Below are 16,267 nucleotides of genomic sequence, written 5' to 3'. Positions count from 1 at the left end.
GCCCCGCCGGGGGGGGGTGGGCCTTCCCCCCGCGGGCCCCCCCCCCGGCCCGGGGTCGCCCCCCCCGGGCCCGCCCCCCGGGGGGGGGGGGGGCCGCCCCCCCCCCCGGCGGCCGGGCGCCGGGCCGAGGCGGCCGGGCGAGGACGATGTGGGGTCAGGCGCCCGAGGTGACCCGGTACGCGTCGAAGACGCCGTCGACCTTGCGGACGGCGGCCAGCAGGTGGCCGAGGTGCTTCGGGTCGGCCATCTCGAAGCTGAACCGGCTGACCGCCACCCGGTCCCGGGTGGTGGTGACGGTGGCGGAGAGGATGTTCACCCGCTCCTCGGAGAGCACCCGGGTCACGTCGGCGAGGAGTTTGTGCCGGTCGAGCGCCTCCACCTGGATGGCGACCAGGAACGTGGAGGCCGAGGTGAGCTTCCAGCTCACCTCCACCACGCGTTCCTCCTGCTCCTTGAGGTCCTCGGCGTTGGCGCAGTCGTCCCGGTGCACGCTCACGCCGCCGGAGCGGGTGACGAACCCGAAGACCGCGTCCGGTGGGACCGGGGTGCAGCAGCGGGCCAGTTTGATCCAGACGTCGCTGACGCCCCGGACCACCACGCCCGGGTCGTGGCTGGACGCGCGGCTGCGCGGCGGACGGGTCGCCACCGCCGTCTCGGCGATGTCCTCGACCGCGCCCTCCTCGCCGCCGTACGTGGCCATCAGCTTCTGCACCACGGACTGCGCGGAGACCTGACTGTCCCCCACCGCGGCGTAGAGCGAGGCCACGTCGGCCAGGTGCAGGTCCCGGGCGATGGTCATCAGCGCGTCCGAGGTGAGCATCCGCTGCAACGGCATGCCCTGCTTGCGCATCGCCTTGACGATCGAGTCCTTGCCGGCCTCGATCGCCTCCTCGCGCCGCTCTTTGTTGAAGTACTGCCGGATCTTCGTCCGCGCCCGGGGGCTCTTGACGAAGCCGAGCCAGTCCTGCGTCGGGCCGGCGGTGTCGGACTTCGAGGTGAAGATCTCGATCACGTCGCCGTTGGAGAGCGTCGATTCGAGGGGCACCAGCTTGCCGTTGACCCGCGCCCCGATGCACTTGTGCCCGACCACGGTGTGCACCGCGTACGCGAAGTCCACCGGCGTCGAGCCGGTCGGCAGCGGGATGACGTCCCCCTTCGGGGTGAAGACGTACACCTCCTGGCTGGACAGGTCGAAGCGCAGCGCGTCGAGGAACTCGCTCGGGTCGGCCGCCTCCCGCTGCCAGTCCAGCAGCTGACGCAGCCAGGTCATCTCGTCGATGTGCGCCGGCGGGCCGACGATCTGGGTGCCCTTGTGCTCCTTGTACTTCCAGTGCGCCGCGATGCCGAACTCGGCGGTGCGGTGCATGGCGTACGTGCGGATCTGCATCTCGACCGGCTTGCCGGTCGGCCCGATGACCGTCGTGTGCAACGACTGGTACATGTTGAACTTGGGCATCGCGATGTAGTCCTTGAACCGGCCCGGCACCGGCTGCCAGTTCGCGTGGATCACGCCCAGCGCGGCGTAGCAGTCCCGCACCGTGTCGACCAGGATCCGCACCCCGACCAGGTCGTAGATGTCGTTGAAGTCCCGGCCCCGCACGATCATCTTCTGGTAGATCGAGTACAGGTGCTTCGGCCGGCCGGTGGTCTCGGCCTTGATCTTCGCGACCTTGAGGTCGGCCTGCACCTTCTGGGTCACCTGGCGCAGCAGCGCCTCGCGCTGCGGCTGGTGCTCCCCGATCAGGCGGTTGATCTCCTCGAACCGCTTCGGGAAGAGCGTGCCGAAGGCCAGGTCCTCCAGCTCCCACTTGATGGTGTTCATACCCAACCGGTGGGCCAGCGGGGCCAGGATCTCCAGCGTCTCCTTGGCCTTCTGCTCCTGCTTGGGGCGGGGCAGGAAGGTGAGGGTACGCATGTTGTGCAGCCGGTCGGCGAGCTTGATGACCAGCACCCGGGGGTCCTTCGCCATGGCGACCACCATCTTGCGGATGGTCTCCGCCTTGGCGGCGTCGCCCAGCTTGACCTTGTCGAGCTTGGTGACCCCGTCGACCAGGAGCGCGACCTCGCCGCCGAAGTCGACCTTCATCTGGTCGAGGGTGTACTCGGTGTCCTCGATGGTGTCGTGCAGCAGCGCCGCCACCAGCGTGGTGGTGTCCATGCCGAGGTTGGCCAGGATGGTGGCGACCGCGAGCGGGTGGGTGATGTACGGGTCGCCGGACTTGCGGTACTGCCCGGAGTGCCAGCGGGCGGCCATGTCGAAGGCGCGCTGGAGCAGCCGGGCGTCGGCCTTGGGGTGGTTCTCCCGGTGGGTGGAGATCAGCGGCTCCAGCACCTCGCTGACCTGGGAGGTCTGCCAGGGCGCGTTGAACCGGGCCAGCCGGGCCCGGACCCGCCGGCCGGTGGGCGCGTTGGCCAGGGCGAACCCGCCGCCCGACGTGAGGTCGGACGGGTCGTCGGCCACCAGCGAACCCGCCAGGGGGGCCGTTCCGTCGCCGCCCAGCGGCACCGGCAGCCCGGCCCCGCCGGTGCCGGCCGGGGCACTGCCGTCGGGAAGCCGCGTCGGGCCGATCCCGGTCTGGTCGGTCGCCGAGCTGTCCGCGTCGCCTGTCGGATGCACCGTGCCCTCCACCGGAGGAACGACATCGTAGGACACCGGCCTCCTCACCCTTCGCCGGAAAGAGCCGACCGTAGCCGGTCGACCGGGTATGCCGCCGGCCGGGGCCGACGGTTCTGCTCTGCCCGCGCCACCGTCACCGGCCGGCGCTGCGGCCACCCGCCCGTCTCCGGGCGGGCGCCGTGCTGGTGCCACCGTCGGGTTACCCTCCGGTCAGCAAAGGGCAATGCTACCCGCCGGGGACCTGGTGTGCCGCTCCGCCGGACGGCCCGCGCCGGGTCCCGTCCGGCGGCCGTCGGATCAAACAGTCAGCAGGGCATGGACCGGACGCGGCGCCAGCCGCTGCCGGCCGCCGAGGAAGGCCAGTTCCATCAGGACGGTGAAGCCGGACACCGTGCCACCGGCCCGTTCCACCAGGTCGAGGGTGGCCCCGGCGGTGCCCCCGGTGGCGAGGACGTCGTCGACCACCAGAACGCGGTGTCCGGCGGTGAACGCGTCCTGGTGCACCTCCAGGGTCGCCTCGCCGTACTCCAGGGCGTACGAGGCCGCGTGGGTGGCCCGGGGCAGCTTCCCGGCCTTGCGCACCGGCACCACCCCGACACCGGTGGCGTACGCGATGGCGGCGGCGACCACGAACCCACGTGCCTCGATGCCGGCCACCACGTCGAAGGAGTCCCGCCCGTGGTGGGCCACGATCCCGTCGACGACCTCGCGGAAGACCGCACCGTCGGCGAAGAGCGGCATCAGGTCCTTGAACACGATCCCGGGCTTCGGGAAGTCCGGTACGTCGAGCACCCGACCGGCCACCAGTTCGGCGACGGCGGGACCGCTGTCCCCGCGTACCCCGGTGTGGGTCTGCGTCACGTTTGCCCCCTTCAACGACACGGCGTCCTTCAATGCTGCCCGCACAGCATGAAGGACGCCGTGACGTCACCAGTCGGCGGGTGGGGCGCTACGCCCCACCCGTCGGGTCAGCGGCGCTTGCCGCCGGGTCGGTTGCCCCCGCCGCCGGCGGGACGGCCGCCCCGCGCGCCGGTGGGCCGCTTGCCGGTCGGACGGGCGCCGACCTTCGGCGCCGCGCCGGCCAGCGCCGCGGCCTCCGGGTCGATCGGCTCGTCGCCGCCCTCGGTGGACTTCGGGGTCCCCTTCGGGGTGACCTCGCCCCGGGCGATCGCACCGCGCCGGGCCAGGATCCGCTTGTTGTGCGCCTGGATGCGGGGCTCCTGGTTCTTCAGCACCACCAGCAGCGGGGTGGCCACCAGGATCGAGGTCAGGAAGGCCACCGCCATACCGACGAAGAGCACCAGGCCGAGGTCCTTCAGGGTGCCCGCGCCGAGCAGGCCGGCACCGATGAAGAGCAGACCACCGACGGGCAGCAGCGCGACCACCGAGGTGTTCAGCGACCGCATCAGGCTCTGGTTGACCGCCAGGTTGGCGGCCTCGCCGTACGTCTGGTTGTTGTTGGCGGTGATCCCCCGGACGTTCTCCTGCACCTTGTCGAAGACGACCACGACGTCGTAGAGCGCGAAGCCGAGGATGGTGAGGAAGCCGATCACCGTCGAGGGGGTCACCTCGAAGCCGATCGCCGAGTAGATACCCGAGGTGAGCACCAGGTTGAGGAAGAGCGAGCCGACCGCGGCGGCGGCCATCCGCCACTCGAAGCGCAGGACCAGGTAGACCGTCACCAGCGCGACGAAGATGACCAGACCGAGGACGGCCCGCGAGGTCACCTGGCTGCCCCAGGCCGAGCTGACCCGGTTGGCGCTGATCTGGTCGGCGTTGAGCCCGAACTCCTCGGCCAGGGCGACCTTGACCGCCTCGGCTTCCTCGGCGCCCAGCTCCGAGGTGCGCATCTCGTAGAAGTTGCCGCTCGGACCACCGACCTCCTGTGCGGTGACCAGTTCGGCGCCACCGCCGGAGCTGGCGAGCACCTCCTCGGTGACCGTCTCGGCCCGCTCCAGGGTGCCGACGCTCGCCGGCACCTGGTAGGAGTTGCCGCCGCTGAACTCGATGCCGAGCTTGAAGCCGCTCACCAGGAAGCTGAGGATCGCGAGCAGGACGAGCGCTCCGGCCACGCCGAACCAGAGCTTGCGCCGACCGACGACGTCGAGACCGGCCTCGCCCCGGTACAGCCGGGTCGCCAGACCACTACGAGCCATCTCAGGCCTCCTTGACGCGCGGGTTGCGGGTGGTCGGCTGCTCGTCGCCCTTGGCCGGGAGCACCCGGCCCAGGCCACTGACCCGGGGCGACAGGAACGCCCGGGTCCGGGCGAACATCGTCATGATCGGGTGCCGGAAGAGGAAGACCACCACCAGGTCGAGAACCGTGGCCAGGCCCAGGGCGAAGGCGAAGCCCTTCACCGCGCCGACCGAGACGACGTAGAGCACCACGGCGGAGAGGATGGTGATCGCGTTCGCCGAGATGATCGTACGGCGGGCCCGGACCCAGGCGCGGGGTACGGCGCTGCGCGGACTGCGGCCCTCGCGGATCTCGTCCTTGAGCCGCTCGAAGTAGATGACGAACGAGTCCGCCGCCACGCCGAGCGAGACGATCATGCCGGCGATGCCGGCGAGGGTCAGGGTGAAGCCGATCTGCCGGCCCAGGAACACCAGCGCGCCGAAGACCAGCAGCGCCGACAGCACCAGGCTGAGGAAGATCACCGAGCCGAGCAGCCGGTAGTAGAAGAAGGCGTAGACGATGACCAGCAGCATGCCGATGCCGGCCGCGAGCAGACCCGCCCGCAGGTGGCTCTCGCCCAGGGTCGCGGAGACGTTCTGTGCCTCCTGCGGCTCGAAGGTCACCGGCAGGGCGCCGTAGCGGAGCTTGCTGGCCAGATCGCTGGCCGTGCTGTTGTTGAAGCTGCCGGTGATCTGCGAGTCACCGGTGAGCACACCCTGGATCTCTGGAGAGGAGATCACCCGGTTGTCGAGCACCACGGCGACCCGGCACTTGCCGTCCTGGCCGAGCGCGGTGGCGTCGCAGGCCTGGCCCGTGTTGTTGAAGGCCTCCCGGGTCAACGCGGTCCACTTCTCCTGCCCGGGGCCGGAGAAGTTGAGGCTGACCACCCACTGACCGGTCTGGTCGAGGGCCGGGTCGGCGTCCTCGACGTCGGTGCCCTCCACCTTGGCGATGTCCAGCAGGTACTTGGCGCCGGCCTCACAGGCCACCGCCTGCTGCTCCGGGTCGCTGATCGAGCCGGCCGGGCGGCCGTCGAGCTGCTCGCAGGTGATCGTCGGCACGTTGAACTGCACGGTCGCCGGGAGCACCGCGACCTCGCGCGGGGTGAGCGTGCCGAACGGCTTGAGCCGCTCGGCGAGCGCCGGGTCGGTGCTCACGTTGGCCGGGGCCTGGAGGCCGTTGGCGGCCTGCCACGCGGCGGCTCCGACCTTCTGCTCGACGGCCTTCCGCTGCTCCTCGACGCCCTGCGGCACCGGCGCGGCGCTGGCGCTCGGCGCGGCGGGGGCGCTGGCCGAGGCGCTCGGAGCCGGGCTGGCGCTGCCGGACGGGGCGGGTGCGCCACCGCCCTGCCCGCCGGTGCTCGGCGAGGCGGAGACCTGCGGCGCGGCGCTGCCCGACGGGGCGGGAGCGGCACTACCGGAGGGAGCCGGGGCAGGGCTGCCGGACGGGGCCGGGGTGGCCGGCGGCGGGGTGGCGGCGGCGCCGCTGCCGTCGGCGACCTTGAGCACCTTCCGGAACCGCAGCTCGGCCGCGGTGCCTACCTCGCTCAGGTCCCGGTTCTCACCGGGGAGCGAGATGACGATGTTCCGGTCGCCCTCGGTGACCACCTCGGCCTCGGCGACACCGAGCGCGTTGACCCGGTTGTCGATGATGGTGCGGGCCTCCTCGAGGCTCTCCGCGCTCGGCGGACCGCCGTCGACGCTGTTGGTCGCCTCCAGCGTGAGCCGGGTGCCGCCGACCAGGTCCAGCCCGAGCTTGGGCTCGAGCCGGTCCTTCCAGCCACCGCTGGCACCGCCCGCGAAGAACACCAAAAGATAGAGGACGACGAAGATGGCGCCGAGCACGGCGAGCTGCCGTCCCGGCCGCATCTGTCCCTGAGGTGGTGCCACGGCTGTCCTGTCTCCCTGCTGCGGTCGCGCCGCTGGTGGTCGGCGACGGGGGTCAGGCCGGTGATCCGGCCACACGTGTCGAGGGTGGACGTCGGCGCCGGCCCGGACGGGCACGACGTAGGCGGGGGGCCGTCGTCGCGTCCGTCCGGGTCGACACCGACGTCGACCTACTATCCACTTATTTCGATCCACGCGCTGCCCCGTGGGGCCCGCGGGTCACTCCTTGACGTCGGCGTCCTCGACGACCTGGTCGGTCGGCTCGCTCCGGTCGGCCTGGCTGACCACCCGGGCGATGGCCGGGCGGGCGTACCGGGTCTGGACACCCGGGGCGACCTCGAGCAGGACGGTGTCGTCGGCGACGCTGGTGACCGTGCCGTAGAGCCCGCCGATGGTGACCACCTCGTCACCAGGACCGAGGGCGGACTGCATCGCCTCGGCCTCCTTGCGGCGCTTCTGCTGGGGGCGGATCATCATGAAGTACATGACGCCGAAGAGCAGAGCGATCATCAGGATCGGCGTCAGACCGCCGGCTCCCCCACCGCCCTCTGCTGCGTAAAGCACGGTAAAGACCTTCCCATTGGCCACCGACCCGACGGGGGGCGCCGGAGCGGAGGCGTGTTCTCACGTCCTGTACAGACCGCGGCGAGTCTAATCCCTGCACCTGAGAACGCCGAACGCCGCACGGATCACGTTCACATCACGGCTGATCGGGCTCGACGGAGAAGAGATCGGGCACCGGAGGAGCACTGCCGCCAAATGTACCATTCGGTGGAGTTCGCCCCAGATGATGCCAGGCCGCCTCGGTCGCCACCCGGCCCCGGGGCGTCCGCGCCAGCAGGCCGGCCCGGACCAGGAACGGCTCGCAGACCTCCTCCACCGTGTCCGGCTGCTCGCCGACCGCCACGGCCAGGGTGGAGAGCCCGACCGGTCCGCCCCGGAACGAGTCGACCAGGGCGGTCAGCACCGCCCGGTCCAGCCGGTCCAGACCCAGCGCGTCCACGTCGTACACGGTCAGGGCGGCCCGGGCGGTCTCCAGGGTGACCACGCCGTCGGCCCGGACCTCGGCGAAGTCCCGCACCCGGCGCAGCAGCCGGTTGGCGATCCGGGGCGTGCCCCGGGAGCGCCCGGCGATCTCGGCCGCGCCGTCGTCCGTGATCGGCACCCCGAGGATGCGGGCCGAACGGTGCAGCAGAGTCTCCAGGTCGGCCGGGGAGTAGAAGTCGAGGTGCGCGACGAACCCGAAGCGGTCCCGCATCGGCCCGGTCAGCAGGCCGGACCGGGTGGTGGCGCCGACCAGGGTGAACGGCTCCACGTCGAGCGGGATGGCGGTCGCGCCGGGACCCTTGCCGACCACCACGTCGACCCGGAAGTCCTCCATGGCGCTGTAGAGCAGTTCCTCGGCCGGCCGGGCGATCCGGTGGATCTCGTCGATGAAGAGGACGTCGCCCTCGGCGAGGCTGGTCACGATCGCCGCCAGGTCCCCGGAACGCTCGATCGCCGGCCCGCTGGTCACCCGGATGCCCGAGCCCAACTCGGCGGCGACGATGTTGGCCAGGCTGGTCTTGCCCAGCCCGGGCGGCCCGGACAGCAGGATGTGGTCGGGCGGGGAGCCGCGCCGCATCGCCCCCTTGAGCAGCAGGTCGAGCTGGTCGCGGACGCGGTCCTGGGCGATGAACTCGTCGAGCCGCTTCGGCCGGACGCTCACCTCCAGGTCCCGCTCCGCGTCCTGCGCGTACGCCGAGACGAGGCCGCCGTCGGTCATGCCGTCTCCTCCCCGTGGCCCCGCCCGGGGATCACCGGCTCCGCCCCGGGCGTGCGGGCATCGACGCCGGTCACCTGGTCCGGCCCAGCAGTCGGATCGCCTGCTTGAGCAGGACCGGCACGGGCGGGGTCGGACCATCCACGGTCTCCGCCACGGCGGCCACCGCCTGGTCGGCCTGGCCCGCCGTCCAGCCCAGCCCGACCAGTGCCTGGCGGACCTGCTCGGGCCAGGCGCCACTGGTCACCCCGGCCGCGCCGTCGGGCCCGACGGCCACCGGGCCGATCCGGTCCCGCAGCTCCAGCACCAGGCGCTCGGCGCCCTTCTTGCCGATGCCCGGCACCCGGGTCAGCGCGGCGGTGTCGCCGTTGGCGATGGCCTTGCGCACCGCGTCCGGCGTGTGCACGGCCAGCACCGCCTGGGCCAGCCGGGGACCGACCCCACTGGCGGTCTGGAGCAGCTCGAACAACGCCTTGGCGTCGTCGTCGGCGAAGCCGTAGAGAGTCAGCGAGTCCTCCCGGACCACCAGGCTGGTGGCGAGCCGGGTCTCCTGGCCGACCCGCAGCTCGGCGAGGGTGCCGGGGGCGCACTGCACGGCCAGGCCGACCCCGCCGACCTCCACCACCGCGTGGTCGGGGCCGGTCGCGATCACCGTGCCGCGCACGCTGGCGATCATCGTGCTCCTCCTCGTCGTACCCGGTCGGCGGCGGCGGCCAGCTTCGAGCGGGTGCCGCCGCGCCAGATGTGGCAGATGGCCAGGGCGAGCGCATCGGCGGCGTCGGCCGGCTTCGGCGGCTCGGCCAGCCGCAGCAGGCGGGTCACCATGGCGGTCATCTGGGCCTTGTCCGCCGTTCCGGACCCGGTGATCGCGGCCTTCACCTCGCTCGGGGTGTACGTCTGCACGGGCAGGCCGGCCCGCGCGCCGGCGAGCACCGCGATCCCGCTGGCCTGGGCGGTGCCCATCACCGTGCGCACGTTGTGCTGGCTGAACACCCGTTCCACGGCGACGCTTCCCGGCCGGTGCTCGGCGACCAGCTCGGTCAGCGCCCGGTCGAGCAGCAGCAGCCGGCGCGGCAGCTCGTCGTCCGGGTCGGTCCGGACGACGTGGTACGCCACCAGCGTGCAGGGCCGCCCCGGCACGCCCTCGACCACGCCGACCCCGCACCGGGTCAGACCCGGGTCGACGCCCAGCACCCGCACGCCGCCTCCTCCCCGACCCACCGGCAGTACGTGTGTTCGACACCCTACTGCTCTGCTCCGACGCCCACCGCCGGGGACACGCCGGACACCTCCGGGGCCACATAGTCCGACATCGGAGTATGTGCGGGCCACCCATGTGCCGTCGGGCACATAGCTCGTAACTTCTGCGCCATGACGGCTGAACCCGTGGCATTCCCCCACGTAGTCCAGGTCGACCTCACCGGTCGTACCGCGCTGGTTACCGGTGGTGGTAGTGGTATCGGCCGGGCATGCGCGGTGCGGCTGGCCGCGGCCGGTGCGGCGGTTCAGGTGGTGGACCGCAACGTCGAGGCGGCCAAGGCGGTCGCCGCCGAGACGGGCGGCCGGGCCGAGTGCGTCGACCTGGCCGACCCGGAGGCGGTGGCCCGGCTGGACGCCGAGGTCGACATCGTGGTCAACAACGCCGGCCTCCAGTACGTGGCGCCGGTGGCCGAGTTCCCGGTCGAACGCTTCTCCCACCTGCACCGGGTGATGGTGGAGGCGCCGTTCGTGATCGTGCGCCGGGCCCTGCCGCACATGTACGCCCGGGGCTGGGGGCGGATCGTCAACATCTCCTCGGTGCACGGGCTGCGCGCCTCGCCGTACAAGTCGGCGTACGTCTCGGCCAAGCACGCCCTGGAGGGGTTGTCCAAGGTCGTCGCGCTGGAGGGAGCCTCGCACGGGGTCACCGCCAACTGCGTCAACCCGGCGTACGTGCGCACGCCCCTGGTGGAGAACCAGATCGCCGAGCAGGCGGCCCAGCACGGCATCGGCGAGGACGAGGTGATCGACAAGATCATGCTGGCCCGGGCGGCGATCAAGCGACTGATCGAGCCGGAGGAGGTCGCCGAACTGGTCGCCTACCTCTGCTCCCCACCGGCGTCGTTCATCACCGGATCTTCGATCGCCCTCGACGGGGGCTGGACGGCGAACTAGGGGTGACCAGCACAATGGCGCTCATGTCGTCGCCGATCGAGTTCCTGGAACTACTGGCCCGGGAGGCCGCGGCCGTCGAGTTCGAGGGACCGTTGGTCGCCGCGCGCTCGGCCGGTCTGTCCGCCGACAAGATCGCCGAGCTGGAGCAGGCGAAGGTGGTGGCGCTGCGGGTCCGCGCGCTGCTGGAACGCCGCCGCCGCCGCGAGACCGAGCTCTCCGGGCTCTACGACACCGCCAGCGACCTGGCCGGGCTGCGCGACTCCGACGACGTGCTACGGGCCATCGTGCACCGGGCCCGGACGCTGCTCGGCGCGGACGTCGCCTACATGACCCTCAACGACGACGACCGGGGCGACACGTACATGCGGGTCACCGACGGGTCGGTCTCCGCCCGGTTCCAGCGGCTGCGGCTGCCGATCGGCGCCGGGCTCGGCGGGCTGGTGGCCCAGTCCGGCACCCCCTACGTCACCGCCAACTACTCCGAGGACGAACGCTTCCACCACACCGGCGAGATCGACGCCGGGGTCCGCGAGGAGGGCCTGGTGGCGATCCTCGGCGTGCCGCTGCGCCTCGGGTCGACCTCGATCGGGGTGCTCTACGCGGCGAACCGTTCCGCCCGGCCGTTCGCCCGGGAGGAGGTCGCGCTGCTGGTCTCGCTCGCCGCGCACGCCGCGGTGGCCATCGACACCGCCCGGCTGCTCGCCGAGACCCGGGCGGCGTTGGCCGAGCTGTCGGCGGCGAACACCACCATCCGGGCGCACAGCGCCTCGGTGGAGCGGGCGGCGGCGGCGCACGACCGGATGACCGCGCTGGTGCTGCGCGGCGGTGGGGTGGAGGACGTCACGGCGGCGGTCACCGACGTGCTCGGCGGGGCGCTGCTGGCGATGGACGCCGAGGGGCGGCTGCTGGCCCGGGTCGGTGAGATCGACGAACCGGACCGCGCGGACGTGGTGGAGGCGGTGGCCGCGTCGCGTACCGAGGGCCGCAGTGTGCGGCGGGGCCGACTCTGGTACGCGGCGGTGGTCGCCGGGGCGGAGAATCTCGGTGCGCTGGTGCTGCGACCGGAAGACGAGCTGGTCGACGCCGACCAGCGCATCCTCGAACGGGCCGCCCTGGTCACCGCGCTGCTGCTGCTGTTCAGCCGGACCGTCGCCGAGGCGGAGGGCCGGGTCCGGGGCGAGCTGCTCGACGACCTGATCGCCCGACCGCTGGCCGACGCCGAGGCGCTGCGCAGTCGGGGCCGGCGACTCGGCGTCGACCTGGACGCCCCGCACGTGCTGGTGGCGGTCGGCGACGACGTGATCTCGTCCACCGGGTCGGCGCGGCAGCGGGTGGTCTCCTGGGCCACCACGTACGCCTCCACCCGCGGCGGGCTCGCCGCCGCGCGCGACGGCCGGGTGGTGCTGATGCTGCCCGGCCAGGACGCCGGTGCCGCGGCCCGGGCGGTGGCCCGGGACCTGTCCCGGGTGACCGGCCGGCCGGTCACCGCCGGGGCCAGCGGACCGGCACGCGGGCCGGCGTCGCTGGCCGCGACGTTCCGCGAGGCGGACCGCTGCCTGACCGCCCTCGGTGCGCTGGGCCGGACCGGCCAGGGGGCGAGCACCGCCGAGCTGGGATTCGTCGGGCTGCTCCTCGGCGCGGTCGGTGACCAGGGCGACCGGGACGTGGCCCGGTTCCTCACCGACACCGTCGGCCCGGTGGTCGACTACGACGCGCGGCGGGGCACCGCGCTGGTGAAGACGCTGGAGGCCTACTTCGGGGTCGGCGGCAGTCTGGCCCGCGCGGCGGAGCAGCTGCACGTGCACGTCAACACGGTCACCCAGCGGCTGGAACGGGTCGGGCAGCTGCTCGGCGCGGAGTGGCAGAAGCCGGACCGGGCCCTGGAGGTGCAACTGGCGCTGCGCCTGCACCGGCTGCGCGACCCGGACCGCTGAGGCCGGCCCACCAACGGGTTCAGACCGGCTCTCCGTTCTCCGTCACCGTGGCACGCGCCGCCTCGGCAGGCCCGGTCGCGCCGCTTCCCGTCACCGCGGCGCGTCCGGCCCCGGCCGGCTCGGCAGGCCCGGTCATGACCGGTTCGACCCGGACGGTCCCGGCCGGGTCGGGGTGTCCCGGGCCGGGGGCGGCGGGTCGGCCGGGCATCCAGCGCAGCACCGCCAGCAGCCCGAGACCGGCCACGGCGGCGGCGAGCAGCGCCACCACGTGCAGGGCGGCGACGAAGGCGCGGTCCGCCGTGGCCAGCAGGGCGACGGCGTCGGTCCCGAGCCGGGGCGCGACGCCGTACGCGCCGGCGAGGGAGCCCTCGGCCGTCTCCCGGACCCCGTCGGGCAGCGCCGTGGTGGCCGGCGCGACCCGGGCCCGGTAGACCGCGGCGAGCACCGCGCCGAGCACCGAGACCCCGAGGGCCGCGCCCACCTGCCGTACCGTGTTGCTGACCGCCGAGCCGACGCCGGCCTTCTCCCGGGGTAGCGCGGCCAGGACCGACTCGGTGGCCGGGGCGGTGATGTGCGCCATCCCGGCACCCTGGACCCCGAGCAGTACGGCGATCACCCAGGTCGGGGTGGCCGCGTCGACCAGGGCCCAGCCCGCCAGCGCGATCCCGACCAGGCCCAGCCCGCCGCCGCAGACCACCCGGGTGCCGTAGCGGCGGACCAGGGTGGCGCTGCGCGGGGCGAGGACGAGCTGCGCCAGGGCCAGCGGCAGGAAGAGCAGGCCGGTGTGCAGGGGTGAGTGGCCCCGGACCAGTTGCAGGTGGAACGCGCTGACGAACATCACCCCGGCACCGGCGAAGAAGACCAGGCCGACCAGGGCCACCGGGACGGCGAACCGGGGCACCCGGAAGAGCCGGACGTCCAGCGCGGGGTGGTCGGTGCGCCGCTCGTGCCAGCCGAAGACGGCCAGCACGGCCAGTCCGGTGAGCACCGCCACCCAGACCACCGGCCGGTCGAAGCCGTGCTCGCCACCGTCGATCACCCCCCAGGTGAGGGTGACCAGGCCGACCACGGAGAGCGCCACGCCCGGCAGGTCGATCCGCCCGGGGCGGGGATCACGCGACTCGGGCACCAGCAGTGCCCCGGCGACCATCCCGGCGAGCGCCACCGGCACGTTGACCAGGAAGACCGACCCCCACCAGAAGTGCGTCAGCAGGACCCCGCCGAGGACCGGTCCGACCGCCACGGCGAGCCCGACCGAGGCGGACCAGTACCCGATGGCGCGGGGCCGTTCCCGGGGGTCGAAGACGCTGGCGATGACCGACAGGGTCGCCGGCATGATCGCCGCACCGCCGAGTCCCATGACCGCCCGGGCCAGGACCAGGTGCACCGGGTCCCGGGCGTACGCCGACAGCAGTGAGCCCAGCCCGAAGACGGCGAGGCCGGCCAGCAGGAACCGCCGCCGGCCGTAGCGGTCGCCGAGCACGCCGAGGCTGAACAGCAGCCCGGCGAAGACCAGGGTGTACGAGTTGATCGCCCATTCCAGCTCGGCCTGGCTCGCCCCCAGGCCGTGCACCGGGTCGGCCAGGGTGCGCAGGGCGACGTTGAGGATGGTGGTGTCCATGACCACCAGGAGCAGGCTGACCACGGTCACCCCGAGGATCGGCCAGCGCCTCGGGTGTCCGGTGTTCGCGTACGCCGCCACGGCACGCCCTCCCCCTGCGATCCTGCCGGGGGCGGCGCGGTCGGATCCCGCGTCCAGCCTAGGGCGACCAGCCGTCGACAGGGAACCGCCCCGGGCCAGGTTTTTCCTGGTCAGGGGCGGTTCTCCGAACGGATCGGGACACGCTTACTCGCGGTGTCCGGGACGCCAGCGGGCCACCAGCGCCGCCACGCTGCCCCAGATGCCCCGCCGGAACAGCAGCACGATCAGGACGAAGATGCCGCCGGTGACCAGGCCGATCGCCTCGAAGCCGGAGAAGGACAGCCAGTCCTCCAGCCGCACCAGGATGGCCGCGCCGAGCACCCCGCCCCAGAGGGTGCCGATCCCGCCCAGCACCACGACGATCACCGCCTTGCCGGAGGTGGTCCAGTGCAGGGTGTCCAGGGAGACGAACCGGTGCCCGACGGCGAACAGGCCGCCGCCCAGTCCGGCGATGAAACCGGAGAGGACGAACGCGGTCAGCTTGTACCGGCGGACCGGGTAGCCGAGCGCCCGGGCGCGGGCCGGGTTGTCCCGGATGCCGACCAGCACCCGGCCGAACGGCGAGTGCACGATCCGCCAGGCGGCGGCGAGGCCGAGCAGCGCGATCGGCAGCGCGGTGTAGTAGAAGTAGTAGTCGTCGGTGAGATCCAGCCCGAACAGCTCCCGGGGCACCCCCTGGAGGCCGTTCTCGCCCCGGGTGACCGAGCGCCACTCGTTGGCGATGTAGTAGACCATCTGCGCGAACGCCAGGGTGACCATGGCGAAGTAGATCCCGGTGCGGCTCACCGCCAGGTAGCCGATGGGCACCGCGAGCACCGCCGCCGCGAGCGCGCCGAGCAGCACCGCCGCCGGGAACGGCAGACCGGCGTTGATGGCGACCAGCCCGGTGACGTACGCCGAGGTGCCCCAGAACGCGGCGTGCCCGAAGGACATCAGCCCGGTGTAGCCGAGCAGCAGGTCCACCGAGACGGCGAAGAGCGCCCAGCAGAGGATGTCCACCGCGACCGGCGGGTAGAGGACGTTGGGCAGCAGGAACGCCACGACCAACCCCGCAGCCAGCAGCGCGTACCGCAGCCAGCGCGGCGAACGGGCGACGGCGGCCAGCGCGGAGGGTGTGCGCTTCGCGCCGGGTTCGGTGTTCACCACCGTGGTCATGCCGGGGCCTCCTCTCGGCCGAACAGACCGGACGGACGCCAGAGCAGCACCACGGCCATCACGATGAACACGATCGTCTGGGAGAGGATCGGCCAGTCCGACAGGTACGCCTCGCCCCACGCCTGGACCAGCCCGATGCCGAAGCCGGCGGCGACCGACCCGAAGATCGAGCCGAGACCGCCGATCACCACCACCGCGAAGACCACGATGATCAGGTCGGCACCCATCAGCGGGTTGACCGCCCGCATCGGCGCGGCCAGCACCCCGGCCAGGCCAGCCAGCGCGATCCCGAAGCCGAAGACCGGCGTGATCCACCGTCCGACGTCGATGCCGAACGCGCGGGTCAGCTCGGGACGCTCGGTGGCCGCCCGGACCACCATGCCGATCCGGGTGTGGCCGAGCAGCCACCAGACGGCCACGCAGACCGCGATCGCGAAGCCGAGGATGAAGACCCGGTAGGCGGGGAAGTCGAACAGTCCGAAGTCGACCGATCCGGACAGCTCGGCCGGGGTGGCGTACGGGCTGGACTGCACGCCGTACCGGAGCTTGACCAGGTCCTGCAGGATCAGCGTCAGCCCGAAGGTGAACAGGAAGTTGTAGAGCGGGTCGAGCCGGGTCAGCCGGTGGATGAAGGCCCGTTCCAGGGCCATGCCGAGCAGGCCCAGCCCGATCGGCATCATCACCAGCGCCGCCCAGAACGGCACCCCGGCCTCGCTGAGCAGCACGTACGCCCCGAACGCGCCGAGCATGTAGAACGCGCCGTGGGCGAAGTTGACCACCCGCAGCATGCCGAAGATGACCGCGAGCCCGAGGGCGAGCAGGGCGTAGAACGCCCCGCTCACCAGCCCGTTGAAGGTGTTCTGGAGGAAGCCGGTCACGGC

At 72.7% G+C, this 16,267-nt stretch carries 12 protein-coding genes and 1 pseudogene; 2 read left to right on the top strand and 11 right to left on the bottom strand.

Annotated elements, in window-relative coordinates:
- Nucleotides 1–154: 154 nt before the first annotated feature.
- The 8 genes and pseudogenes from ACIBJE_RS23985 to ruvC form a co-directional block, all read right to left on the bottom strand.
- Nucleotides 155–2,437, bottom strand: a pseudogene (locus tag ACIBJE_RS23985) (RelA/SpoT family protein); the annotation flags it as partial.
- 477 nt (nucleotides 2,438–2,914) lie between these two features.
- A complete protein-coding gene (locus tag ACIBJE_RS23980) occupies nucleotides 2,915–3,478 on the bottom strand; it encodes an adenine phosphoribosyltransferase (protein ID WP_396751836.1) in 564 nt (187 codons plus the stop codon).
- A gap of 107 nt (nucleotides 3,479–3,585) precedes the next feature.
- Nucleotides 3,586–4,773 carry a protein translocase subunit SecF gene (secF, locus tag ACIBJE_RS23975; RefSeq protein ID WP_396751834.1) on the bottom strand — a complete coding sequence of 396 codons (1,188 nt, stop codon included), beginning with the start codon at nucleotides 4,771–4,773 and terminating at the stop codon, nucleotides 3,586–3,588.
- Nucleotide 4,774: 1 nt separating this feature from the next.
- Nucleotides 4,775–6,682 (bottom strand): protein translocase subunit SecD, encoded by a 1,908-nt coding sequence (gene secD / locus ACIBJE_RS23970; protein WP_396751831.1) that lies wholly within the window; start codon nucleotides 6,680–6,682, stop codon nucleotides 4,775–4,777.
- Between the two features lie 216 nt (nucleotides 6,683–6,898).
- Nucleotides 6,899–7,243: a preprotein translocase subunit YajC gene (yajC, locus tag ACIBJE_RS23965; protein ID WP_396751829.1), complete on the bottom strand. Its 345-nt coding sequence runs from the start codon at nucleotides 7,241–7,243 to the stop codon at nucleotides 6,899–6,901.
- Nucleotides 7,244–7,379: 136 nt separating this feature from the next.
- Nucleotides 7,380–8,444 (bottom strand): Holliday junction branch migration DNA helicase RuvB, encoded by a 1,065-nt coding sequence (gene ruvB, locus ACIBJE_RS23960; RefSeq protein WP_396751827.1) that lies wholly within the window; start codon nucleotides 8,442–8,444, stop codon nucleotides 7,380–7,382.
- A 70-nt stretch (nucleotides 8,445–8,514) separates the two neighbouring features.
- Nucleotides 8,515–9,117 (bottom strand): Holliday junction branch migration protein RuvA, encoded by a 603-nt coding sequence (gene ruvA / locus ACIBJE_RS23955; protein ID WP_396751826.1) that lies wholly within the window; start codon nucleotides 9,115–9,117, stop codon nucleotides 8,515–8,517.
- On the bottom strand, nucleotides 9,114–9,641 hold the full coding sequence (gene ruvC / locus ACIBJE_RS23950; protein WP_396751824.1) for a crossover junction endodeoxyribonuclease RuvC: 528 nt from the start codon (nucleotides 9,639–9,641) through the stop codon (nucleotides 9,114–9,116). Before ruvC ends, ruvA begins: the two co-directional genes overlap by 4 nt.
- Before the next feature lie 171 nt (nucleotides 9,642–9,812).
- Between ruvC and ACIBJE_RS23945 the strand changes: the two genes are divergently transcribed.
- Together ACIBJE_RS23945 and ACIBJE_RS23940 are read left to right on the top strand one after the other, a co-directional pair.
- On the top strand, nucleotides 9,813–10,595 hold the full coding sequence (locus tag ACIBJE_RS23945) for a 3-hydroxybutyrate dehydrogenase (protein WP_396751822.1): 783 nt from the start codon (nucleotides 9,813–9,815) through the stop codon (nucleotides 10,593–10,595).
- 14 nt (nucleotides 10,596–10,609) lie between these two features.
- Nucleotides 10,610–12,529 (top strand): helix-turn-helix domain-containing protein, encoded by a 1,920-nt coding sequence (locus ACIBJE_RS23940; protein WP_396751819.1) that lies wholly within the window; start codon nucleotides 10,610–10,612, stop codon nucleotides 12,527–12,529.
- Between the two features lie 19 nt (nucleotides 12,530–12,548).
- Here the strand turns inward: ACIBJE_RS23940 and ACIBJE_RS23935 are convergent, their stop codons facing one another.
- The 3 genes from ACIBJE_RS23935 to ACIBJE_RS23925 all read right to left on the bottom strand — a co-directional run bounded on the left by ACIBJE_RS23935 (nucleotide 12,549) and on the right by ACIBJE_RS23925 (nucleotide 16,264).
- Nucleotides 12,549–14,231 (bottom strand): MFS transporter, encoded by a 1,683-nt coding sequence (locus tag ACIBJE_RS23935; RefSeq protein WP_396751817.1) that lies wholly within the window; start codon nucleotides 14,229–14,231, stop codon nucleotides 12,549–12,551.
- Nucleotides 14,232–14,375: 144 nt separating this feature from the next.
- Nucleotides 14,376–15,386: a branched-chain amino acid ABC transporter permease gene (locus ACIBJE_RS23930; protein ID WP_396751815.1), complete on the bottom strand. Its 1,011-nt coding sequence runs from the start codon at nucleotides 15,384–15,386 to the stop codon at nucleotides 14,376–14,378.
- Entirely contained in the window at nucleotides 15,383–16,264 is an 882-nt protein-coding gene (locus tag ACIBJE_RS23925; protein WP_396751813.1) for a branched-chain amino acid ABC transporter permease, read from the bottom strand. The genes ACIBJE_RS23930 and ACIBJE_RS23925 overlap by 4 nt, the downstream gene beginning before the upstream one ends.
- Between the last annotated feature and the right edge of the window lie 3 nt (nucleotides 16,265–16,267).

It is taken from the genome of Micromonospora sp. NPDC050187 (genome assembly GCF_044459745.1).
Taxonomy (GTDB): domain Bacteria; phylum Actinomycetota; class Actinomycetes; order Mycobacteriales; family Micromonosporaceae; genus Micromonospora.
The sequence above is the reverse complement of the archived record's forward strand: the minus strand, read 5'-3'. Positions and strand labels throughout refer to the sequence as shown.

Bases quoted from the DNA above. Each gene is read 5' to 3' on its own strand.
- ruvB (WP_396751827.1), bottom strand. From the start codon at position 8,444: ATGACCGACGGCGGCCTCGTCTCGGCGTACGCGCAGGACGCGGAGCGG.
- ACIBJE_RS23940 (WP_396751819.1), top strand. From the start codon at position 10,610: ATGGCGCTCATGTCGTCGCCGATCGAGTTCCTGGAACTACTGGCCCGG.
- ruvA (WP_396751826.1), bottom strand. From the start codon at position 9,117: ATGATCGCCAGCGTGCGCGGCACGGTGATCGCGACCGGCCCCGACCAC.
- ACIBJE_RS23945 (WP_396751822.1), top strand. From the start codon at position 9,813: ATGACGGCTGAACCCGTGGCATTCCCCCACGTAGTCCAGGTCGACCTC.
- ACIBJE_RS23930 (WP_396751815.1), bottom strand. From the start codon at position 15,386: ATGACCACGGTGGTGAACACCGAACCCGGCGCGAAGCGCACACCCTCC.
- secF (WP_396751834.1), bottom strand. From the start codon at position 4,773: ATGGCTCGTAGTGGTCTGGCGACCCGGCTGTACCGGGGCGAGGCCGGT.